At 34.7% G+C, this 23,159-nt stretch carries 18 protein-coding genes; 2 read left to right on the top strand and 16 right to left on the bottom strand.

Going from position 1 to position 23,159, the window contains the following annotated elements; translation table 11 throughout:
• Positions 1-15: 15 nt before the first annotated feature.
• On the top strand, positions 16-900 hold the full coding sequence (locus tag KQI71_RS02220; RefSeq protein ID WP_216433669.1) for an RICIN domain-containing protein: 885 nt from the start codon (positions 16-18) through the stop codon (positions 898-900).
• A gap of 75 nt (positions 901-975) precedes the next feature.
• Here KQI71_RS02220 and KQI71_RS02215 read toward each other — a convergent pair whose 3' ends face one another.
• The 8 genes from KQI71_RS02215 to KQI71_RS02180 form a co-directional block, all read right to left on the bottom strand.
• The gene (locus KQI71_RS02215) at positions 976-1,551 is read right to left on the bottom strand and encodes a xanthine phosphoribosyltransferase (protein ID WP_216433667.1); all 576 of its coding nucleotides are present in this window, start codon (positions 1,549-1,551) and stop codon (positions 976-978) included.
• 86 nt (positions 1,552-1,637) lie between these two features.
• A complete protein-coding gene (locus KQI71_RS02210) occupies positions 1,638-2,774 on the bottom strand; it encodes a pyridoxal-phosphate-dependent aminotransferase family protein (RefSeq protein WP_216433665.1) in 1,137 nt (378 codons plus the stop codon).
• Between the two features lie 16 nt (positions 2,775-2,790).
• Positions 2,791-3,318, bottom strand: coding sequence for an ECF transporter S component (locus KQI71_RS02205; protein ID WP_216433663.1), 528 nt, complete (start codon positions 3,316-3,318; stop codon positions 2,791-2,793).
• Positions 3,319-3,691: 373 nt separating this feature from the next.
• A complete protein-coding gene (locus tag KQI71_RS02200; RefSeq protein ID WP_216433661.1) occupies positions 3,692-4,714 on the bottom strand; it encodes a DUF3878 family protein in 1,023 nt (340 codons plus the stop codon).
• Between the two features lie 183 nt (positions 4,715-4,897).
• The gene (locus tag KQI71_RS02195; RefSeq protein WP_216433660.1) at positions 4,898-5,530 is read right to left on the bottom strand and encodes an endonuclease III domain-containing protein; all 633 of its coding nucleotides are present in this window, start codon (positions 5,528-5,530) and stop codon (positions 4,898-4,900) included.
• Positions 5,527-6,510: a P1 family peptidase gene (locus tag KQI71_RS02190; protein WP_216433658.1), complete on the bottom strand. Its 984-nt coding sequence runs from the start codon at positions 6,508-6,510 to the stop codon at positions 5,527-5,529. The genes KQI71_RS02195 and KQI71_RS02190 overlap by 4 nt, the downstream gene beginning before the upstream one ends.
• 49 nt (positions 6,511-6,559) lie before the next feature.
• Positions 6,560-8,311, bottom strand: coding sequence for an ABC transporter ATP-binding protein (locus KQI71_RS02185; protein ID WP_216433656.1), 1,752 nt, complete (start codon positions 8,309-8,311; stop codon positions 6,560-6,562).
• A complete protein-coding gene (locus tag KQI71_RS02180) occupies positions 8,308-10,041 on the bottom strand; it encodes an ABC transporter ATP-binding protein (RefSeq protein WP_216433654.1) in 1,734 nt (577 codons plus the stop codon). The genes KQI71_RS02185 and KQI71_RS02180 overlap by 4 nt, the downstream gene beginning before the upstream one ends.
• A gap of 178 nt (positions 10,042-10,219) precedes the next feature.
• Between KQI71_RS02180 and KQI71_RS02175 the strand changes: the two genes are divergently transcribed.
• Positions 10,220-10,735 (top strand): HD domain-containing protein, encoded by a 516-nt coding sequence (locus KQI71_RS02175; RefSeq protein WP_216433652.1) that lies wholly within the window; start codon positions 10,220-10,222, stop codon positions 10,733-10,735.
• Here the strand turns inward: KQI71_RS02175 and KQI71_RS02170 are convergent.
• The 8 genes from KQI71_RS02170 to ileS form a co-directional block, all read right to left on the bottom strand.
• Complete coding sequence (locus KQI71_RS02170; protein ID WP_216433650.1) at positions 10,686-11,462, bottom strand: Cof-type HAD-IIB family hydrolase; 777 nt, start codon at positions 11,460-11,462, stop codon at positions 10,686-10,688. The genes KQI71_RS02175 and KQI71_RS02170 overlap by 50 nt on opposite strands.
• 120 nt (positions 11,463-11,582) lie before the next feature.
• Positions 11,583-12,263, bottom strand: coding sequence for a hypothetical protein (locus KQI71_RS02165; protein WP_216433648.1), 681 nt, complete (start codon positions 12,261-12,263; stop codon positions 11,583-11,585).
• Positions 12,264-12,293: 30 nt separating this feature from the next.
• Positions 12,294-13,034 (bottom strand): class B sortase, encoded by a 741-nt coding sequence (gene srtB / locus KQI71_RS02160; protein ID WP_216433646.1) that lies wholly within the window; start codon positions 13,032-13,034, stop codon positions 12,294-12,296.
• A gap of 8 nt (positions 13,035-13,042) precedes the next feature.
• Positions 13,043-14,167, bottom strand: coding sequence for a DUF7601 domain-containing protein (locus KQI71_RS02155; protein WP_216433644.1), 1,125 nt, complete (start codon positions 14,165-14,167; stop codon positions 13,043-13,045).
• A 46-nt stretch (positions 14,168-14,213) separates the two neighbouring features.
• Positions 14,214-14,762 (bottom strand): signal peptidase I, encoded by a 549-nt coding sequence (gene lepB, locus KQI71_RS02150; protein WP_216433642.1) that lies wholly within the window; start codon positions 14,760-14,762, stop codon positions 14,214-14,216.
• Positions 14,763-14,779: 17 nt separating this feature from the next.
• Complete coding sequence (locus tag KQI71_RS02145; RefSeq protein ID WP_216433640.1) at positions 14,780-14,980, bottom strand: hypothetical protein; 201 nt, start codon at positions 14,978-14,980, stop codon at positions 14,780-14,782.
• Positions 14,980-19,674 (bottom strand): SpaA isopeptide-forming pilin-related protein, encoded by a 4,695-nt coding sequence (locus KQI71_RS02140; RefSeq protein ID WP_216433638.1) that lies wholly within the window; start codon positions 19,672-19,674, stop codon positions 14,980-14,982. Before KQI71_RS02140 ends, KQI71_RS02145 begins: the two co-directional genes overlap by 1 nt.
• Positions 19,675-19,872: 198 nt before the next feature.
• A complete protein-coding gene (gene ileS, locus KQI71_RS02135; RefSeq protein ID WP_216433636.1) occupies positions 19,873-23,031 on the bottom strand; it encodes an isoleucine--tRNA ligase in 3,159 nt (1,052 codons plus the stop codon).
• Positions 23,032-23,159 lie beyond the last annotated feature (128 nt).

Below are 23,159 nucleotides of genomic sequence, written 5' to 3'. Positions count from 1 at the left end.
TCTAATAATAATTTTATGAAATTTCGTTTTACTTATTTAAATGATGGCTATTATAAAATTGAAAATCTTGGAAGTAATAAAGTTATGCAAGCTGTCGATAATTCATCGAATTGTAATGTACAACAAAGTGGATGGGATGAAAGCTCCAGACAGAAATGGAAATTGACTCTATACAATGATGATTTTGTTATTTCACCAAAATCTTACCCATCTTCATGCATTACAATTAGCTCTGGAAATGTTGGAGATTTAGAATCTATTAAAATCACACCTTTTCATGAAAGTAATTATCAAAAGTGGAATATTATACCTCTAGAAATTCCTGAAAAAGTTAATATTACAAATTTCTATAGCAATAATTCTGAATGTGCAACAATCAAATGGAATCTAAAAAACAATTCCGATGGATATCAAGCACAAATAGCACAAGATATGAATTTTACTATAAAAACTCAAAGTACTTATACGACATCCGATCATGTAATCTTTTCTGGTTTATCTGGTGGTAAAAACTACTATGGAAGGGTACAGGCTTATCGAAAAATTGGAACAAAAAAGTATTATGGAAATTGGAGTGATATCCCCTGTGTAATGGTTCTAGATGGAAAACCTATTGCAAAAGCAACTTTAAAAAAAGTAACTTCTCCATCAAAGAAAAAAATTTCAATTCAATGGGAAAAACTTAATCACATTGATAACTATGAAATACAAATTTCAAAAGAAAAAGATTTTTCTTCTCATACAATACGAAGAGCATTCAGTAAATCAACAACAAGCACAAGTGTTAAAGGTTTAAGTAGCAAAAATACTTTTTATATTAGAATTCGTGGCTGCAAAAAAATTAGTGGTGTTAACACATATGGTCCTTGGAGCAATATAAAACAAGTAAAAATAAAATAATCTATAATAAGTAAAAAAATTCTCACTGAAAAATAAATTTCAGTGAGAATTTTTATATTTCTTCTATATTAATTACTAATCTCTAAATACGATTTCTCCAGTTGTTTCATCCATACTGTCTACAATTGCAAGAGATTCCAAATGAATTTTCTTTCTTAGCTCATCTCCACCTGGCTGGAAACCTTTTTCAATAACAACTCCAGCTCCTACAAGTTCTGCTCCAGAATCCTGTACAAGCTGTACGAGCCCTTCCAGTGCTTTTCCGTTAGCAAGGAAATCATCAATCAAAAGAACTTTATCTCCTTTTCCTAAGAATTCTTTTGCCACAATGATGTCATAGACACGTCCGTGTGTAAAAGATTCTACTTTTGTTGTATATACATCTCCAGCAATGTTCTTTGTCTGTGTCTTTTTTGCAAACAGAACTGGTACATCAAATACTTCTGCTGCTACACAGGCAATTCCAATTCCTGATGCTTCAATTGTAAGAATCTTTGTGATTTCTTCCCCTGCAAATCTTCTTTTAAATTCTTTTCCGATTTCACGAAATAATTTTACATCCATCTGATGGTTTAAAAAACTATCTACTTTCAGAACATTTCCTTCTTTTACTTTTCCATCTTTTAGGATTCTCTCTTTTAACAACTGCATTTTAAAGCCTCCATGCGATCTTCTGTATTTTATTAAGACTATTTTACTTTCTTTCTGTCAAGATTGCAACAGGCTAGATTACAAAATTAAAGATTCTTTCTGAATTCTTCGAGCATTCCTTCTGCCTGATTCCATCCAAGAGCCTTCAATGTCTCTTCCAGTGCATTCATTGTTACCAACATATCATTCACATTTGCATTTGCTCCCATATGCCCAATTCGAATGACTTTTCCTGCCAACGTATCAAAGGATCCTGCCAGCATAACCTGATGTTCTTTTAACATTGTATCAAGAATCTGGCGGTCTGTAATTCCTTCTGGAACATCAAAAACTGTAACTGTATCAGAAAATCCACTTTCTAGATGCAGCTTCAATCCAGCGGATTGTACTGCTTTTCTTGTAGCATTTGCAATTTGTGCATGACGCTTAATTATATTTTCATCATCTCGAATATTTTCCATCGCTTGTTTTAAACCATAAATATCGCTACTTGGCATTGTATATGGGAACCACTGATTTTTATAATAGTCTTTAAAAATGGTTAAATTACAATAGAAAGAAGCAATTGGTGTCTTTCTATTTTCCATGGCATCTTTTGCACACTGACTTAAAGTTACAAAAGTTAATCCAGGAGGCGCTGAGACAGCTTTCTGAGATCCACCGCATAATAAATCAATCTGAGCTTTATCCACATCAACCTCATTTCCAAACATTCCAGATACAGAATCTGTAACTGTCATAATTCCATAAGATTTTAATAATGGACAAATTTTATGAATATCATTTAGCATGCCACTTGGTGTATCACAGTGAACAACTGTTGCATACTTAAAGTCATGATGATCTTTTAAATAAGCATCCAATGCATCAACATCGATTTCATTTTTATCATCAACCGTATACATTTCTACATTTCCACCATACATGGTTACAAAATCTGCGAAGCCCTTTCCATAAATTCCATTGTCAAGAACAAGTACTTTATCTCCTGGTTCTGTCATAGAAGCACAAGCTGCTTCTAATCCAAGAATTCCTTCTCCACTCAGGATCAATGTTTCATTTTTTGTATGAAGCAATTGGCTGATCAATTCACATGTTTCTTTATATTCATCAAAGAAATCCGGATCTAAATCAGCGTTTGGTGTGATACGACTTCTTGCAACTCTTACACTTTCCGGTACCTGAACCGGTCCCGGTGTCATCATCTTATATTTTGTTCCCATGTCAGAGACCTCCACTCTAAGCAAATTGATGAATACCCATTCGATTAACTGCTACTTCAATCGGACGGATGATAATTAATACAACAACAATAGCAGTTCCCATCTGCACAAGATTTCCAGGTACAGAACTTAACGGAGCTATAAAATTACCATATAAAATAATTTCTGCAATATAATAGCCAACAACTTTAATGACCGTTACGACGATCATTGCTGCAATTTTCCATCCAAATCCAGGATGTTTTTCTGTCATAGCTCCCATAACATATCCCATAATTCCAACAATCACAAGAGTAAATGGTGCCCATACCGTCCACCCGGATGTTAAATCAAACAATCCCATACCAATTCCGCCTGCTAACATTCCTGTTTTCTTTCCAAAAATCATTGCTGCAATAAATAAAGGCACATTTCCAAGATGGATCAGTCCTCCATTTGCCGCAATTGGAAGTCTTACGTTAACAAACGCGGTAAATACATAAGTTAAAGCAATAAACATTGCTGTTACTGTTACAAATTGAATTTTATTTTTCTGGCTTTCCATAATACTTGCCTCTCCTTTTTCTCTTTCTTCTTTATACAAAGCCGCGCTCTTTGTTTTGTTCTAATCTAATCCATAATTGGCATTTTTAAAACATCCAGTTTTTATAAATTTAATAGTGCCAGTTTTCTTTGTATCTTAAAATAAAACTTATGTTAGCGCTCAATGAATGCCAGAAACTTTACACGTTCATAAGGTTTTATTAAGTTTTTTTTAGAAATGGTTTAGAATTGTTTATAGTCTATACATTGCTTTTAAACCGAAAATTACCTATACTTAATACATACCCTAAGGGTACACCTTAATACAAGGGATAGTTTTTCATATATTTTTTAATCCTCTCTTTTCAAGAAAAACCGCCGATATGGCGGTTTTTTTATATTGTTCTAATCCATCCTTTTCTTCCAAGTCCATGAAAAAATCCACTATTTCTTTTCACCTTCTTTTGTTTGCATTCAGAGACCATACATTGAATTTTAAAATTAAAATCTTTTGATTCTAAAATAGTAAATGGATGTTCCTCTGTCACCTGCACATAACAATATTTCTTATGATATGCCGGATACTTCCCAGAAAATCCTTCCTCTTTTAAAATTTGATCCGTCTTTTTTCTGCATTTAGATATTTTTTCATTCAAATCTGGTGGATAATTTCTTGTTTTATAAAAAGAAGATGCTCGTGCTACTTTATCCCAAATGAGCTGATAAAGATTTTCTCTAGATGCTACGGTCAATCTTTGTGCTAGAAATTTTTCCATCCATCGAAATGGCAGTTTTCGATAAATCCAGATCAACATCCTATATTTATAGTCTCCTGCCTCTTTTGCCATCTGATCCATACAATTTATTCCTTCATAAGTTTTTGGATATTTCCCTTCTAGCGATTCCCTGATTGGAGACCAATAACAAAAAGGTGCAAACTCTATTAATGAAAGAATTTGCATCTCTTCCTGATTACAAACTTTCATCCCAAGATATTCATACTTTTCATAAATTGTCCCAATAATATATACCAATTGACGCCATTGTTCCTGTCCTTTTACCCAAAAATGACCGATGGAATGATATTGATAACATTCACATTTCTTTTCTATGTCATAAAACCATAAGGTAAAAACGTGCTCTTCTCCTTGATGAACAATCAAAACATACTGGTTCTCTTTCTGATCAATTTCTGCCCACATCTCGCCTTCCCAAGAAGGAACATATTCTCCTACTTGCTTTATTTCTTTTAAAACAAGATAACATTCCAACGCATCATTCATCATATAAGGAATATAACCGTAGTTTTTTCCATTTTTCTGTCCAATCTGTAACTCGAATACCTGATATTCAAAGATCTCCTCCAGCATTTGAAATTCTTTTGGCATCGCTTCATTTAATCCATAAAATCGTTTCATTTTCTTTTTTGTTTACTACCTCCAGAAAATTTTTATGATGAGTTTATAATTCCTTTAGAATTGTTTATAATCTGTATATTGAATCAAAAGCCATTTTTTCATATACTTAAACCATAGTTTTTCATATATTTTTAATCCTCTCTTTTCATTAAGAAGACCGCAAAAAGCGGTCTTTTTTATTTCTTATATGATCTTCTCACAAATATCTTCCAAACAGCATCTTTCGCAATGCGGTTTAGTTCTGGCAGTACAAACATCCCTTCCATGATACACAAGACGATGACAAAAATCACTTCCTTCTTCTGGCGGAATAATTTCCCATAATGCCATCTCCACTTTTTTAGGATCTTTTATTCCATCTACCAATCCGATACGATTCACCAATCGAATACAATGTGTATCTGTTACAATTGCTGGTTTTCCAAAAACATCTCCCATGATCAGATTAGCACTTTTTCTTCCAACACCTGGAAGTTTCAAAAGAGATTTAAAATCTGTTGGAATTTTTCCATCATATTCATCTCTCAAAACTTTCATACATCGACTAATATCTCTTGCCTTACTTTTTCCAAGACCACAAGGTCTTATAATTTCTTCAATGTCTGCAACATCTGCAGCTGCAAGTGCTTCTACATCCGGGTATTTTTCATATAATTTAGGCACAATCATATTAACTCTGGCATCTGTACACTGAGCAGCTAACCTAACACTAATCAGCAATTTCCATGCCTGGTCATATTCCAAACTACATCCCGCATCTGGGTATTCCTTTTTTAAACGTGCAATTACTTCTAATGCTAATTCCTGTTTTGTCATCTTTCATTCCTCCAGTTTTTCTTTACATCATTTACCGATGGATATCCATAAGCACCTTTTGCACTTTTTACAGCGCATAAAATTGCTTCAGAAAAAACTTGTGCTGCCAATGTCCCAACAACATCCTGATCAGCCTTTACTTTTCCTGCAGATAATGCATAAATGCTATCTCCATCCACAGAAGTATGTACCGGGCAGATGACTCTTGCCATTCCATCCTGCGCCATTGATGCGATTTTATTTAATTGATTTTTATGAAAATCCCCATTCGTTATAATCGCACCAATTGTTGTATTTCCAACAAATTTATTATCAACCACCTGATAGCTTTTTAAAATTTCTTCTTGCGTTGACCGGAACGATTTTTTATCTTTGGAAAGAAGTCCGGCAATTTTGTGACCATTTTTCCAATCATAAACATCGCCCCATGCATTGACTGCGACAACCGCACCGATCTGAAGATCTCCTGTCTGTATAGCATAACTTCCAATACCAGATTTCATGCAAAAGTCCATCCCATAAAATTTACCTACTGTTGCTGCCGTTCCCGCTCCGAAATTTCCATCTTGATAATTTTCTTTTTGTGCTTCTATGCAAGCTTCATATCCCATAGCAGCATCGGGCCTTACTGATGCATCCGCAACTGTAAGATCAAATAAACAAGATTGACATACCAAAGGAACCTTTGTCACTCCAACATCAACACCAATTCCTCGTTCTTCCAAATATTTCTGAACACCTCCTGCTGCATCTAAACCAAAAGCACTGCCTCCACTTAATAAAACGGCATGAATCTGATCTGCCGCTGCTAATGGCTGCAACAACTGACTTTCCCTAGAAGCTGGACCGCCACCACGAACATCAAGTCCTGCACAGGCTCCATCCTGACAGAGAATAACTGTACAGCCGGTACCCGCTTCAAAATTTTGTGCATTTCCAATGTTGACTCCTGAAATTTCTTTAATATTTATTACTTTCATTTTTTATTCTCCCAAGTAACAGCGCCATTGATTGCAATGGCGCCTTATTTTATACCGGAGCAAATTGGCTATTATAAAGTTTGGCATAAGCTCCATTTTTCTTTAGCAATTCCTCATGTGTTCCTTGCTCCAAGATATGTCCATTTTCCATAACAAGAATTACATCCGCATTTTGTATTGTAGAAAGACGATGTGCCACAACAAAACTTGTTCTTCCTTTCATCATCTTTTCAAATGCTTTCTGAATTCTGATTTCTGTCATCGTATCAATAGATGATGTAGCCTCATCAAGAATTAACATCGGAGGAAGACTTAACATAATTCTTGCAATGCAAAGAAGCTGTTTTTGTCCTTGAGAAAGATTTCCTCCTCCTTCTGAAATAAGAGTATCATATCCATCTGGCATTCGCATAATAAATCCATGTGCATTTGCCTCTTTCGCTGCCTGTATAATTTCCTCATCTGTTGCATCTGGTTTTCCATAGGAAATATTTTCCCGAATGGTTGCTGCTTTCAACCATGTCTCCTGCAATACCATTCCATAACTTGATCGCAGGCTCTTCCTTGTTACATTCCGAATATCATGATCTTCTATCTCAATCGATCCGGCATTTACATCATAAAAACGCATCAGCAAATTGATCAAGGTTGTCTTACCACATCCAGTTGGTCCAACAATAGCCACTCTTTGCCCTGGTTTTACCTGAAGATTGAAGTCCTCAATCAATGGTACCTCTGGTGTGTAAGAAAAAGCAACATGTTTTAAATCCACTTTTCCTTTTACATCCGAAAGAACCGCTGCATCCGCTTCATCTGGTTTGATTGTTTCCTGATCAATCAATTCAAACACACGGGCTGCTGAAGCAAGAGAATTCTGAAATTCTGTGATAACGCCAGTAATTTCATTAAACGGCTTTGTATACTGGTTTGTATAACTCAAAAAACTTGATAATTGACCAACGGAAATTCTTCCCATAATAACAGAAATACAGCCGGCAATCGCAACTCCTGCATAAATGCCAGAATACATAAAACGAGTTGCTGGATTTGTAATAGAAGAAAAGAAGGTCGCACGCATAGAATAATACGCAAGAGAATCATTAATTTCATCAAACTCCTTCTGTGCCTCTTTTTCATGATCAAATGCCTTTACTACTTTGATTCCACTTAACATTTCATTTACAAAACCTGTCATCTTTCCTCTTATTTCTGATTGTTTCTGAAACATATGATAACTTCTCTGAGAGATAAATCGCGCAATCAAAAATGATAAAGGACTTAGGATCACAACAACCAATGTAATCCATAAATTAATACCAAGCATAAAACAAATGGTACCAACAATCGTTATTACACCAGTAAATAGCTGGGTAAATCCAAGAAGCAATCCATCCGTAAACTGGTCGATATCCGTAACAATTCTACTAATCAGATCACCCGAAGAATGATCATCTATATAAGAAAGCGGAAGTTTTTGTAAATGTTCAAATGCTTGAATTCTTAAATCCTTTCCAATCCTATAAGTAATCTGATTGTTGATATGATTCATCAACCATTGTCCTACTGCTGTAATGGCAATACAAAGGATAATGGTTCTTATAATTCGATATAGTCCTTTAAAGTTTACATGTCCCTTGGAAACAATCATATCCACACCATGTCCGGTTAAAATTGGAATATATAGGGTCAATACAACCGTTACCACAGCAAGAAATAAAGAAGATAAAATCAACGGAATATATGGCCTCATATAAATAAAAATTCTCTGCAGTGTTTTTTGTTTTTTTGCTTTTTCCCTCATGAAAGAGCCTCCTCTCCTGACATCTGGGATGCACAGATTTCCTGATAAACCGAATTTTCCTTTAATAATTGCTTATGTGTTCCGATTCCTACAAGCTCTCCATCATCCAGCACAAGAATATGATCTGCATTGCGAATAGTTGATACTCTCTGAGATACGAGAAAAACTGTCATATGATTTGTATTTTCCTTAATTGCTTTTCGAAGTTTTGCATCCGTTGCAAAGTCTAATGCTGATGCACTATCATCAAGAATTAAAATATCCGGATCTCGAACAAGAGCTCTTGCAATGGTCAATCTCTGTTTCTGACCACCTGATAAATTTCCTCCATTCTGTTCAATATTCAGATCAAGTCCTTCTTTCTTTGCATCCACAAATTCTCTTGCCTGTGCAATATCCAATGCTCGATAAATCTCCTCGTCACTCGCATCCTGTTTCCCCCATTGCATATTTTTACGCAATGATCCTTCAAATAAAATCGCTTTCTGTGGTACCATACCGATCTTTTTCCGAATAAATTCTGGTGCTAATTTTCTTAAGTCTTTTCCTTCCAGCAAAATTTTTCCGCTACTTACCTCATAAAGACGTGGAATCAACTGAACTAAAGTACTTTTTCCAGAACCAGTACCACCAATAATCCCTATCGTTTCTCCTTTTTTTACTTGAAAATCAAACTGCTTTAATGTCTCTTTTGAAGAACCATGATAGGCAAAGGATACATTTTCAAAAGAAAGAATTGGCTCTCCTTCTTTTGGATCTGTCTTTCTAGCTCCAGTTTCTTCCATAGAAGAATGAACATCGAAAATCTGATTGATACGATCCATGCTGGCCATTGCTCTAGAAAGCAAAATCAATAAATTTGCAAGTTTCACAAGTTCTACAAGAATCTGCGACATATAATTAATTAGCGCAATAATTTGTCCCTGTGTCAAAGCACCAACATTTACCTGTTTTCCTCCAGACCATAAAATTGCTACAATTCCCAAATTAATAATGACACAAGTAACTGGATTTAATAATGCGGAAATTTTACCAACATGAATTTGCTTTTTATATAAGGTACGACTTTCCTTCCCAAACATCTGTTTTTCATTTTCCTGTTGATTAAAAGCACGAATAACACGAATCCCTAATAGATTTTCTCTTGTTGTCTTTAACACCTTATCCATCTGCCTTTGCACATTCCGATACAGCGGCATAGTGATCCATAAAATCAATGCTACGACAATAAATAATGCAATAATCGTATAAACAAAAGAAATTGCTGCTTTTGCATCTACAACAAATGCCATTGCCATTGCACCAAATACGACAAACGGCGAACGAAGAAATAGCCGCAAAAACATATTCACTCCATTTTGCACCTGATTGACATCATTACTCATTCGATTGATTAGAGTTGATGTCCCTATCTGATCAATTTCCTGATATGCAAAGGTGTTCATATGAGCAAATAAATCACTCCTTATCGCCTTTCCAACAGATACGGCCGATTTTGCAGCAAAATATTGTGCCGTCAAAGAAAAACCGAATCCAATAACCCCGAGTAAGATTAAAACCCCACCCATTCGAACCCAATAACTGATATCATGATTTTTAATACCAATATCAATCATACGAGCCACAACAAGCGGAACAAACAATTCAAAACTGGCTTCCAACATTTTAAATAATGGAGCCAATATTGCTTGTACCATATTCTTTTTTAAATATCCAAGCAAACGTCCCATTTTTTTCTCTCCTTCTCTTTTTTCTTCATGATTCAAGTATATCATCGTACTATTTATATGACAAATATCCATTTCCTCTAGAATCTATACACAAAAAATATGCAATTTTTTCTTTCTTTTTTGAAAATTTTTCGTATAATGATGGTAATAAAAAAATTTTTTGAAGGGAGAAGATAGCGTGAAAACAGATCTTGATATATTCATTCGTAGCCTAGAAGAAAATAGTCGATTTTTAGATGAAAAAAAATACAGTCAACACGGATCTACATCTGTTTATGAACATAGTATCCATGTTGCCTGTATAAGTCTTCGAATTGCAGAAAAGCTCCCATTTCAAGTTGATACAGACTGCCTTCTTCGTGGTGCCCTGCTCCATGATTATTTCTTATATGACTGGCACGAAAAAGACAAAAGCCACCGCCTGCACGGATTTTTTCATCCACGAAAAGCCCTTCATAATGCTCAGGAAGATTTTTCTCTTAATAAAATTGAAGAAAATATTATTTTGCGTCATATGTTTCCTTTAACACCAATACCACCAATCTACCGAGAAGCTTGGATTGTTTGTCTTGCTGATAAATATTGCGCCTTAAAGGAAACTTTCTCTGCTCGATTTTCCATCAAAAAGCAAAAACAAACAAATTTTAAATCCACCCAAAATGCTTGCATGCATGATAAATACCATCTTCTGTGACATCCGTTGTAACATAATCTGCCTTTTGTTTTAATTCATCAATTGCATTACCCATAGCAATCGATATCCACTCATCACAAAACATACTTAAATCATTCTTTGCATCACCAAATACAACAACGTCCTTATAATCTCCACCAAGATGATCAACCATAGATTTGATTCCCTTCTCTTTATTGGCTGGCTCTACAAATAAATATTCCTTATGAAATCTACACCATGGTAGCTCATTTAATGTTTGCAATCGTTCTTCTTTGGGACTATAGCATGCTATATAAACTTTATAAATATTTTCATAGTCTTCCGGATCCAAACCCTCTTTTACTTTTGTATCCATATAAACGTCATGTGTAAATTCATAAAATCGTTCATCCGGAACAAGTCGATATGTTGTATCATATGGCGAAATTCCCCATAAAATTCCATTCTCTTTGCACTCATTGATTAGTTTGATACATTTTTTACGATCTAACGGTTCAATAAAAACCAACTGATCATCAATTGTAATTCCATTTCCTCCATCATGCACCATATTATGAAACCCAAGATCCTGCATCATCTGCAGAGCCATTGCATGACTTCTACCTGTTGCAATTGCTAAAAAATGTCCGTTTTCTCTTAATTTTTTTAACGCAAGCTTTGTGGATTCCGGAACATATTGCTGTCCTGGACGTCCTGCAGCCAATGTACCATCTACATCAAAAAAAACAAATTTACGTCTTCCCATAATTCTCCTGCCTTTCTTCTGAAAGTATCTTATCACTTTCTCTTAAAAAATACTATTAATTTTTTAAGAGAAACAAAAAGAAAAACACTGTAACAAAATCATTTATTACAGTGTTTTTTGCTATTTTTTATTTTTCCAGTTTTTCCCGATTAACAAAAGCATAAATAACGAAACTACGCATACCATAAGATAAAATTCAACACTTCTATCATCTCCTGTTTTAACAGTTTTTGATGATTTCCCGCTATTTTTTCTATTATTTTTTTTGTCATGTTTTATATTATGATGTTTCGAGTCATGTTTTACATTATATTTCTTATTATCTTTTCCATGGTTGTTGCCTGGTTTAACTACTGCAGGATCCTTAAACGTTATTGAAATTACTTTTTTCCCTTTTTCATTACCAATGGTTTGAACAATAGAAAGATTCCCATTTTTTTGTCTCAATACTTGTATATGAATATGATAACTTTGTACGATTCTTTGATTTTCCCTAACTAATTGCACATCATATTTATAATCTCCAGGCTGTGTATAAACAATTTCTGGTAACGATGCCTTTGTTTCTTTTTCAGAAAGTTCCATAATGTATTGCCTATTGCTACTTCCTTTCGGCATCGGTGCCTCTGACTGAGATGTGTTCAAACAGACTTGATATTTTAGTCCACGTATTAGTCCTCCAGATCCCCACTGATAACTGAAAGGAAGAGAAAAACCAACGGAAGTATTTCCAAAAACTCCGAAAACACCATGAATCATAAAAAATACTGCCACCAGAAGCGCAACACATATTTTTTTCATTTTTTCGGCTACTCCTTTCTGTTTATTAATTTACTTTTTTTGATACCATGCAAGTACAACTGTTCGGTCATCTCCTGTTGAAAAACAAGTACTAAGTGCCAATACTGAATATTGAGAACCTGTATTTTCTAATGTTTTTAAAACACCATCCTGCACCCAAATAGACTTTTTTTCAACATAACTCAAAAATTTGCTCTTATTGGACTGGTACAAGTTAGGATCAAAAATATAAGAGTCCGTAGACTTCACAAGCATCGAAGCAAATATATGAACAGGATATTTTTTACCTGGAATCATCAATATTCCTGTATGGTGCTTTTGTATAAAATCTGGTTTCTGATATAAATCCAAATCTCCAAACATTAAATGCTTCTCCATGTGATGGCCATATACAATCGAATACGGATCCTGAAAATTCTTGCTACAACGATGATCAAGAAAAACAGTTCCTGCCATAGAATATTTTCCATAGACATTTTTATTCAAATATTCCATGTTATCTTTTCCCTGTACGATTGGTTCATCGATCTTTGTTCCATCTAATGTAATCCATGCTACAACGTCCGGATTTATTTTACGAAGTTCATCAAAAGACGGCTTCCTTCCTTTCGGTTTTAAATTACGAAGCTTTACTTTAAGATCAAGCCCTTCCTGATAAAACTGATTGTTATCCCATAAAGAATAAATGCTATATAAAACAGCCATTAAAAGAACAATCACAATCAATCTATTTAAAATCCAATTCAGGATACGAAGCATTTTCTTTCCCATTTTATTGATTATTCCTCATCCATGTGATGTCTTTTATTCAAAAAGAATAGAACAAAACCAACAACTGCTGCTGCAAGGACAAGCAAATATGGCAGATTTGTCATAAATACCCCGGTATCAATTTGTGTACTTTTATTATTTCTAATTATAACTTCATCTGCTGTTCCTCCAGTAATCGTTCCATAATTTTCATTCTCTTTTGAATTTGTCTTATAAACTGGATCATCATAACCTGAAGCTTTTTGTTCTTCTACTTTATAAGTAACTCCTTCTGGAATATTGGTAAACACAGTCTTTGTTCCTGCTTTTACTTTAAAAGTTGCAGTTTTATGTTGCTCATTACCTTCCCACTGGACATCACCAACCGAATTTTCTTCAGATTTTGCTTCAATTGGAAGTTTTATTTTTTTGCCCTGCGGAGCTGTAAATGTAACCTTGACATTAAATTCATCGTTTCGATTAGACATATTACCAGTTACAACTTTCTGAACCATCAATCTTCCTGCAGAATAACTATTTTGAAGTCCAGTAACTTTCAATACATTTCCATTAAACAGTTTTACGTTAGCAATCTCAAGTTTATTTTCATTGTTATAGTGAACCGCTACACGGACAAGATATTCCTCATCATTATATGTAACTCCTGCAGTATCCCCCTGTACTTCTTTAAACTTATAAAAATAATATCCAGTACTTGGATACTGAGATACATCTGGAACTGTAATTGTTACCTCTTTTTGTATCCCTTCTGTCTTAACACTACCTTCATCAAATGATACAGAACCAATACTTATTTTTTTAATACTTTCAGGAATTTCATCCTTTTTTTCCATTGTTTCTACATCTAACATTTGATGTGATTCATCATTATACTTTGTTTTTCCAACTTTACATAAAATTGCTTTTCCAACACTTCCCTCTTCACTACTTCCGTTAATTCCAAACAAAAATGTCTCTGCTGGATTTTTTGCTGTTGTACTGTCTCCGGCCTTTAAATAATACTGTTTAATAAATGTGTATGCTGTCCCTTGTGTTTGCGGTTCATCGGCTTTCACAGTTTTTAGATTCCCTAGATTACTTCCAAATGCCATAACAATTGCTAGTAAAAATGTCAAAATCTTTTTCCTATTCATGATAATAACTCCTTTGTTTCTTTATATTTGCTTTTTTCATCTATATTTACAATCCTCGTCTTCTTAGAATTGTTAATACTTTTCCTTTAATCTGTGTCTTTGCAATTGCTCCATAACTGCGACTATCTTTTGTCTCCTTGCGATAATCTCCCATAACAAAAACACTATCTTGTGGAACATGATATGGATAAGAAATACTACCCTTTTTATAAGTAGAGTAAACAATTTCTCCGCCCTCAGATATTCCATTAATTTTTACATCTCCACTTCCATCAATATTGACATCATTTCCTCCAACAGAAATAATTCTTCCAAAGTGGTTTTGTCCGTTTTGTTCATACACAATAATATCATTACTGCGATATTGTTGTGGCAAACTATAACATAATGTTAAATCTCCATCTTTTAATGCCGGAAACATCTGTGTTCCTTCAACTCTCACAAAACATAAAATTTTCGTAAAGAAAATATAGATTGCAAGAATAAAAAATATTGCTCGCAGAATTAACATCATATACTCTTGCCGTAGAAGAACCTGTTGTCTTCTTTTCTTTATCACGCTCTGCGGTGTTACTAATGTTCTTTTTTTCTTCAAAGATCACTCACCGCCTTTCAATTTTTTCTGGCTTCCTCAAGCAAAGCTTCATAATAAATTTTCTGATCATGTAATGCTGCCTGGTATTTTTCATCAAGTTGTCCAATTTTTTTCCAGACATCTGCTTCATTAACTCCACCAATTATTTTTCTTTTAAACTTCACTTTCTTCAACCATTGAGCAATCTGATCTTGATGTTTTTTTCCAGGATCACTCATCAATATCGCCTCCTTATCCTTCGATAAATTACTGGCACTGCCACAAGAATAGCAACAGCAATCATACAAAGATATATCCATAAATGCTCATTCCATACACCAGTATTCACGGTTGTATCAATATGAGTATAATAACGATTTGTGATCTCTACATTTTCTGAAGTTCCATCATCCCTTATAACATAAGATTTCCATCCACCATTATATAAAACTTCAAAGCCAATCGTATCTGTTGGTTGATACCTTATACCACTTTTCGTCACTGGATTTCCATTCTGATCCAATTCAAAAATACAGAATTTCCCGCCTACAGAGAGCTGACTAAATTGTGGTTTATCTGTATGAACTCCATCTAATTTATAAGAAATCTGACCATGATTACTTGTTATTTGCAAAATATGTAATTTTTTCTCTTTAGAGTAATCTGCATTTTTTCCTTTATCTTCATAAATCGCAAAAGAACAAGTCACATTTGGAATTTCTTTTCCAGTTATTGGATTTCCCTTTACATCAATAAATTGTTTTTCTACGTTAACAACTCCCCTGGAATTATACATGGTACACTGATATGTAGCACCAAGATAGTAGACATCCACTCCTTCATCTTCCCATTGTTTTAAATCTGCTGGATAAGTTTCCTGCCCTTTAGGCCCGGTTTTTTGTGCAATAGCAAAATAGCGTGGCGTGGAATCCAGCATATAACCTGATGGAGCCTTTGTCTCTCTCAAACAATAAACCGTATTATATTCGAGCGATTCGTTTTTTCCAAAGGTTGCAAGTCCCGAAGCATCGGTCGTATTCTTATAAATTGGTGCGTTTTGTGCAGCCACCCACTCTTTTTTCAAGGAATCATACGTTACTTTCTGTATAATAAAAGTAGCCCCTTCCAATACCTTTGACGTATTATCTTTATCCACTTTTTTTACTTTTAATCCTGGCTTTGTAGTAGATCCTGCATAAGATTCTACATGATACCGGATGGTCTCATTTTCGATCTTAGCAATATCATTCCTATGTCCAAACCAATATGCCTTATTATTGACTGAAATATCCGTATCTGGCGCAGCATTTAATGTTGCATTATAAGTAATCGTTAATTTTTCATTATCAGGAATTGTAAGACTCATCTTTTCACCATTATTTGTTGTTTCAATTTTGGGTGAAATACCAGTAAGTACTTTTCCATTTTTGTCTCTTACTTGTACAGAATCTGGATCAAAACGAAGTGGTTTTTGCATTTCGTCTACTAGTGTTATTTGATCTCCATTTTTTAATAAATCTTCTCCTAGTTCATTCACTGTAATTGTAAATGGTAATTTCCCATCTTTGACGTCCTGTTTTGTCTTTTGAATGCTCGTTTTTTTAATATTTGCTGTAGCTGTACTTGTAGAAACTGTATTTCCTGACTCTGTCATAACCGTCATGGCATTCACAAATTCCTTTTGTATTCCATCTAGTAAAACTTGAGAATCTGTAACTTTTGTCACCAGCTGAAATTCCAGAGATCTTTCATCTTTATTTCCATCTCTTTGTAAATTATCAACCGCAATACGTATTTTTCTAGTCTCAGGATTATAATAGGCAATACAGCTATATTTTTTACCACTGCTATCTCTATCAAGTGAACTGCTAAGTTCTATCTTCTTCCATGATCCGTTTTCGCATTCTGGAATCGTTGTCGTCGTCGGAGGATTTTTTCTTAAGGATGGATGAATCCAAAAATATCTTGCATAAGTAAAATCAAGACCTTCTGGAAGCTGATCTTCTACAATAACCTTACCGCTTAAGTTTCCTATGTAATTGATCTTCATCCTCCATTCAATATAAGTTCCTGGATCCTTTATCTGATTTGTAAGTAATTTTCCATAGTTGTTACCATTATATGACTGCTTCGTTGTCCACTTACCATCCGTATCACGCTCATAAACACCTGCAACTTCTTTAAAGTTATTACCACCTCCGGCCGACCAGAGACTAACTTTCTGCTGAGAAACATAATCCGAAGCATTATGATCTTTCGTCAGCAACTCATTATCATACCGAACACCATCTCTTAAAGAAATACTCCGGTCCGGTGCTGTCCTCAGAACAATATATAAATGTTCTCCTTGCTGAAGTTTGATAGACTTTTTCAAAGTAATATCAGCTGCCGTATTCGTTGCTGACCACTGATAATCAGAATCTGATGGAAGTTGTCCCCCATTAAGCTCATTACCAGAAAGTTTTCGAAGTTGTGCGTCATTTGATAAATCATTTACCGTTCCAAAATATTCATGAAAATCTTTTCCTTCCGGAATTTTTCCGATATAAACACCAACCATTGAACTTTTTCTAAGCAAATGTCGATTCCATGCACTTGTTCTATCTGGTTCATCTCGAAATACGGTACCTTCTGGAATTTCTTCTCCGCTTGCTTCAATAACCCAGTACAAACTTCCATTCCGCCAGTCACCTGCAGTCTTTGTTGGATCAAAATACCAACCCTGTTTCTTGGCTTCAAATTTATTTCCACCTTCAATAATGACCGAAATCTCTACTCTGACTCCTGACATGGAAATACTGGTACCTCCTGGTCCAATGACAGTTCCTCCTAGAGTAAAGGAATTTCCTGAAGAAACTTGTGATACATCTTCCGTATTTCTTGGTGTCGCATAATAAGTCAAAAGGTAAGCTCCTTTTTTATGCTCCTGCTGAAACATTTTAGGTGAAAGAGAAAATTTCTCTTGATTATGAATATCAATCCAAACTGTCTGCGATGGTTCTTTCTTTGCAAACTGCTCGGCTGCTTCTTTATCTGTTGATGGCTGAGTAGATAATCCACTTTCATAATAATCAATTTTTAAGTATCCTTGATAAGCCAAATAATTATTTGCAAGCTGGTCTCCAAATATAGAAGAAGATACATCCCAATCTCCAGTTTCATTCACAACAACCTGATACTTATAACTTCCAGATGGAATCGTAAAACTACGAGATGATGGCGAAATTGTATTCATCGATGAATTATAAACACTATCTGACTGTGGAATATTAATCGTCTGACTTTCTTTCATAGATTCACTTTGAAGTTTACGATCCCACATTTTTTTCCCAATACTTTTTTCATTATTATAACCATTAAATCGTACATTACCTCCTTCTGCCGTATCATCCGAATATACTGCGGCACGGTTTCTGAGTTTTATCTCATCATTACTTAAAGCAAAAATTCCTTCTGTAACTCTCACACGATAAGTGACGACTCTTTCTTCTCCTGGTTTCAAATCTCCAACATAAAAATCAAATTTACATACGGATTTTCCATCACTTACAATGGACGGATTACTTTTTCCCTCATGTTTATTTTTCGGTATTTCCAAAAGATTCTCTTCTTTTGCTGTGCTTCCTTCATACAATTTAAAACTATCGGATTCATAACTCATATAAGGAAATAATTTTTTATCTGTATTATAGTCCATAAAATTGTCATATAATTTTACATTTTTGAGTGTATATGTATTATCTTTGTTTGCTTTCATATACACTGTATAAGTAATCGTTCCGCCGTTACCACTTGGATCTGCTTGATAAGCCCCGGCCGTTTTTTTAAGATACATTCCTGCACTTGGAGTAAATTCTGAACTTGACTCTTTATGTTCATAAGACTTAGAAAAAGCTTTTGCATGGTTTGTAATAGTACCACGACTTTGAATCCCAATATAGGAATCTTTTAATTTTACCTTATATTTCAACTTTCTTGTTTGATTGGCTCCCATATTTCCAATATCCCATACAAGAGTACCTGTACCATTCACATGATCCCCTGCTGGTTCTGGAACTTTACTTTTATCTGCATTACTGTTGCCAAGATAAACACTACTTGTATAAGACTCTGCACTTTCTCCACATTCATATGGGATATTATCCGTATTCTCTTCATGTTTTGTTGCCGTCTGTGTTCCACTGACCCCAACATAACCATCCACATACTTCTCATTTTGTAAAAAATAATCTGTAATCTTTACATCCGGCATTGGATCATTTCCTGTACTAACGATCAATGTGTAAGTTAAATATGCTTTTCCGCCTTCTTCGCTATATTCAGGACTTGTTTTCAAAACATTTAATTCCCCAAGTCTTGCATCGCTGTTTTCTTCAAAATTCAAATGAATGGTTGTATTTCCTATTACTACATTTTGTTCTGGATTTTTTTTGATTTGCTCCGTATCAGCTTTTGAATAAACCGTAAAATTTCCATTAATTTTCTTATGTTCATCTTCATCCTGTTGTAAAAAAGATTCTTCAAATTTTAATTTTACAGTTCTTGTATTCTCATCAATAGAAATTGTACCGACGGTATTATGATCTGCATCCTGAATTGTATTATTAGCCACCGTTGAATCTTTAAATAATTGTGGCAATTTGTAAGTTAATGTTCCCCCATTTTCTATCAACATTTTCGCATCAATATCATCATAGTGAATGGTCGTCTTTAATCTAGCATCCGCAGAAATGTTCTTTGTCTGATCATCAATCTTTATCCATTCTTTTTCTGATTGATATTCTATCGTGGCCGATTGTATAAAAGAATCTATTTCCACAGATGATTTTTGTAAATTTTCTGATGATGCTAACGTCATGTAAGGATGAACTATGCTGGTTATCATACAAATAGAAACCAGAACTATCATGAGTTTTTTCCCTATGCGATTCATATATTGTCCCCCTCGATGTATAATTTTTTGTTATATATGAATAGTTCATTGACTATCAACTGTTCTTTTTTTCAAAGCAGAATTATACAACGGTTTTTTTTTATATTCAATACCTTTATCTCAAATTTTATATAAAAAAATTGTGCAGAATATTCGCTTATACTCTGCACAATTTACTCTTTTATTTTCTAAATATAATTATCTTTTTTCAACACCCATTGTGACCTTTTCACCATTGATGTTCCACTCTTTTGTATATCCTGAAACTTCTCCGGCTTTTACTTCATCTGCGAGAACATCTCCAGCAATCGCTGATTCATTCTTTCCGATCAAAGAAGCAGCTTTTTCACTTCCTTCATAAGACAATGTAATATGATCTGTCACTTCAAATCCAGCTTCTTTTCTCATAGATTGGATCTTGCTGACAACTTCACGGACGAATCCTTCTTCTAACAGTTCTTCGGATAAGTTTGTATCAAGTACAACTGTCACCCCGTTGTCTGCCTCTGTTACAAATCCTTCCTGTTTTACCATTTCAATTAACAGATCCTCTTCTGCTAATTCTACTGGTGTTCCGTCAACTTCAAATGTTAATACTCCCTTAGAGTCTAATTCAGCTTTCGCTTCATTACCATCAACGTTTGCAAGATAATTACGGATTCCTCCAACTAGTTTACCATATTTTGGTCCAACTGTTTTTAACTGTGGTTTAAAGTTATATGTTGTAAAGTTTGATACATCATCTGTGAAAGTAATGTTTTTAACATTTAATTCGTCTAAGATAATTGCTTCATCATAATCTGGAAGTGTTGCATCTGCTTTTACATACATCTGTCCGATTGGCTGACGATTTTTGATCGCTGCACTGTTTCTGCAAGCACGTCCAAGAACAACAATCTTTAACACGAGATCCATATCTGCTTCCAGTTTTTCATCTACCTGTTCTGCATGATATACAGGGAAATCACATAAATGAATGCTTTCCTTTGCATTTACATCAACGCTTCTTACAATGTTCTGGTAAATTTCTTCTGTCATAAACGGAATCATTGGTGCTGCTGCCTTACATACAGTTACAAGTGCTGTATATAAAGTCATATATGCATTGATTTTATCCTGTTCCATTCCTTTCGCCCAGAAACGATCACGGCAACGTCTTACATACCAGTTACTCATATCATCAACAAATTCCTGTAATGCTCTTGCAGCTTCCGGAATTCTATAATTTCCAAGGTTGTCGTCTACAGATTTTACCATTGTATTCATCTTAGATAACAGCCATTTATCCATAACCGATAATTTATCGTAATCTAATTCATGTTTTGTCGGATCAAACTGATCAATTTCTGCATATAAAACATAGAATGCATAAGTATTCCATAAAGTACCCATGAATTTACGCTGTCCTTCTGTTACCGCTTTCGCATGGAAACGATTTGGAAGCCATGGTGCACTATTTGTATAGAAATACCAACGAATTGCATCTGCTCCATGTTCTTCTAATGCTTCAAAAGGATCAACAGCATTTCCTTTGGACTTACTCATCTTCTGTCCATTTTCATCCTGTACATGTCCTAAGACAACAACATTTTTATATGGTGCCTTATTAAATAATAAAGTAGAAATTGCCATTAGAGAATAGAACCATCCACGAGTCTGGTCAACCGCTTCAGAGATAAAGTTTGCAGGGAAATTATCCTCAAAAATCTCTTTGTTTTCGAATGGATAATGCCACTGTGCAAATGGCATAGATCCTGAATCAAACCAGCAGTCAATTACTTCTTCCACACGATGCATTGGTTTTCCACAATGTGGACACTTGATTGTTACTTTATCAATATATGGACGATGAAGTTCAATATCGTCTGGACAATTATCAGACATACTCTTCAGTTCTTCGATGGAACCAATGGAATGCTGATGTCCACATTCTTCACACTCCCAAATATTTAATGGAGTTCCCCAATAACGGTTTCTTGAAATACCCCAATCTTGTACATTTTCCAGCCAGTCACCAAAACGGCCTTTACCAATGCTTTCTGGTACCCAGTTTACTGTATTATTATTTGCAATCAACTGATCTTTTACTTCTGTCATCTTGATAAACCATGATTCTCTTGCATAGTAAATCAATGGTGTATCACAACGCCAGCAGTGAGGATAGCTATGTTCAAATTTTGGTGCATCATATAACAATCCACGTCCATCCAGATCTTTTAATACTTCTGGATCTGCTTTCTTTACAAACAGCCCTGCAAATGGTGTCTCCGGTGACATTTCACCTTTTTCATCAACGAGCTGTACGAATGGCATATCATATTTACGTCCGACTTTCGCATCATCTTCACCAAAAGCAGGTGCAATATGAACGATACCAGTACCATCTGTCAATGTTACATAACCATCACATGTTACATAAAACGCTTTCTTATGCTGTTTTTCTGCAACTTTTGCAGCACAGTCATATAATGGTTCGTATTCTTTATATTCCAGTTCTTTTCCTTTATAAGTCTCCAAGACTTCATATGCAGGTGTTCCAGCTTCTTCATCTGCAAGTTTTCCAAGAACAGTATCAAGCAATGCTTCTGCCATATAATAAACATAACCATCGGCTGCTTTGACTTTTGCATAAGTTTCATCTGGATTTACACAAAGACCAATATTCGATGGCAAAGTCCATGGTGTTGTTGTCCATGCCAGGAAATATGCATCTTCATCTTTTAATTTAAAACGAACAATTGCAGAACGTTCTTTAACATCTTTATATCCCTGTGCAACTTCCTGTGCAGACAGTGGAGTTCCACAACGAGGACAGTAAGGTACAATTTTAAATCCTTTGTATAAAAGACCTTTGTCCCAAATTTGTTTTAAAGCCCACCATACAGACTCGATAAAATTGTTGTCATATGTGATATATGGATGTTCCATATCTGCCCAGAAACCTACAGTATCGGAGAAATCTTCCCACATACCTTTATATTTCCAAACACTTTCTTTACATTTTTTGATGAATGGTTCCATACCATATTTTTCAATCTGGTCTTTTCCATCCAATCCAAGCATTTTTTCAACTTCCAGTTCTACCGGAAGACCATGGGTATCCCATCCTGCTTTACGAATAATCTTATGACCTTTCATTGTCTGATAACGTGGAATCATATCTTTAATAACACGAGTCAATACATGGCCAATATGAGGTTTTCCATTTGCTGTTGGAGGTCCATCATAGAAAGTATATGTTGGATCATCTTTTCTTTCTTCGATACTTTTTTCAAAAATGTCATTGTCTTTCCAGAACTTTACGGTCTCTTTTTCACGATCCACAAAGTTCAAATCAGAAGATACTTTTTTGTACATTCTCTTTTTCTCCTTCTAAAATTTAATATAAAAGAATCTTTTTGTGCTATTGCACAAAAAAAGACGCTGCCCCAAATAGGACAACGTCGTTGCTTTTAAACCACCTATTTCACATACTATCATATGTT

The sequence above is a fragment of the Anaerostipes sp. MSJ-23 genome, assembly GCF_018918155.1.
Lineage (GTDB): Bacteria > Bacillota > Clostridia > Lachnospirales > Lachnospiraceae > Anaerostipes.
This window is presented reverse-complemented; position numbering and strand designations above follow the sequence as displayed.

Excerpts from the sequence above, each read along its gene's own strand:
- KQI71_RS02170 (WP_216433650.1), bottom strand. The coding sequence starts at position 11,462 with ATGGGAAGACGTAAATTTGTTTTTTTTGATGTAGATGGTACATTGGCT.
- KQI71_RS02215 (WP_216433667.1), bottom strand. The coding sequence starts at position 1,551 with ATGCAGTTGTTAAAAGAGAGAATCCTAAAAGATGGAAAAGTAAAAGAA.
- srtB (WP_216433646.1), bottom strand. The coding sequence starts at position 13,034 with ATGGGAAAGAAAATGCTTCGTATCCTGAATTGGATTTTAAATAGATTG.
- KQI71_RS02210 (WP_216433665.1), bottom strand. The coding sequence starts at position 2,774 with ATGGGAACAAAATATAAGATGATGACACCGGGACCGGTTCAGGTACCG.
- KQI71_RS02190 (WP_216433658.1), bottom strand. The coding sequence starts at position 6,510 with ATGAAAGTAATAAATATTAAAGAAATTTCAGGAGTCAACATTGGAAAT.
- KQI71_RS02155 (WP_216433644.1), bottom strand. The coding sequence starts at position 14,167 with ATGAATAGGAAAAAGATTTTGACATTTTTACTAGCAATTGTTATGGCA.
- KQI71_RS02180 (WP_216433654.1), bottom strand. The coding sequence starts at position 10,041 with ATGGGACGTTTGCTTGGATATTTAAAAAAGAATATGGTACAAGCAATA.
- ileS (WP_216433636.1), bottom strand. The coding sequence starts at position 23,031 with ATGTACAAAAAAGTATCTTCTGATTTGAACTTTGTGGATCGTGAAAAA.
- KQI71_RS02200 (WP_216433661.1), bottom strand. The coding sequence starts at position 4,714 with ATGAAACGATTTTATGGATTAAATGAAGCGATGCCAAAAGAATTTCAA.
- KQI71_RS02165 (WP_216433648.1), bottom strand. The coding sequence starts at position 12,263 with ATGAAAAAAATATGTGTTGCGCTTCTGGTGGCAGTATTTTTTATGATT.
- KQI71_RS02145 (WP_216433640.1), bottom strand. The coding sequence starts at position 14,980 with ATGAGTGATCCTGGAAAAAAACATCAAGATCAGATTGCTCAATGGTTG.
- KQI71_RS02220 (WP_216433669.1), top strand. The coding sequence starts at position 16 with ATGAAATTTCGTTTTACTTATTTAAATGATGGCTATTATAAAATTGAA.
- KQI71_RS02195 (WP_216433660.1), bottom strand. The coding sequence starts at position 5,530 with ATGACAAAACAGGAATTAGCATTAGAAGTAATTGCACGTTTAAAAAAG.
- KQI71_RS02140 (WP_216433638.1), bottom strand. The coding sequence starts at position 19,674 with ATGAATCGCATAGGGAAAAAACTCATGATAGTTCTGGTTTCTATTTGT.
- KQI71_RS02205 (WP_216433663.1), bottom strand. The coding sequence starts at position 3,318 with ATGGAAAGCCAGAAAAATAAAATTCAATTTGTAACAGTAACAGCAATG.
- KQI71_RS02185 (WP_216433656.1), bottom strand. The coding sequence starts at position 8,311 with ATGAGGGAAAAAGCAAAAAAACAAAAAACACTGCAGAGAATTTTTATT.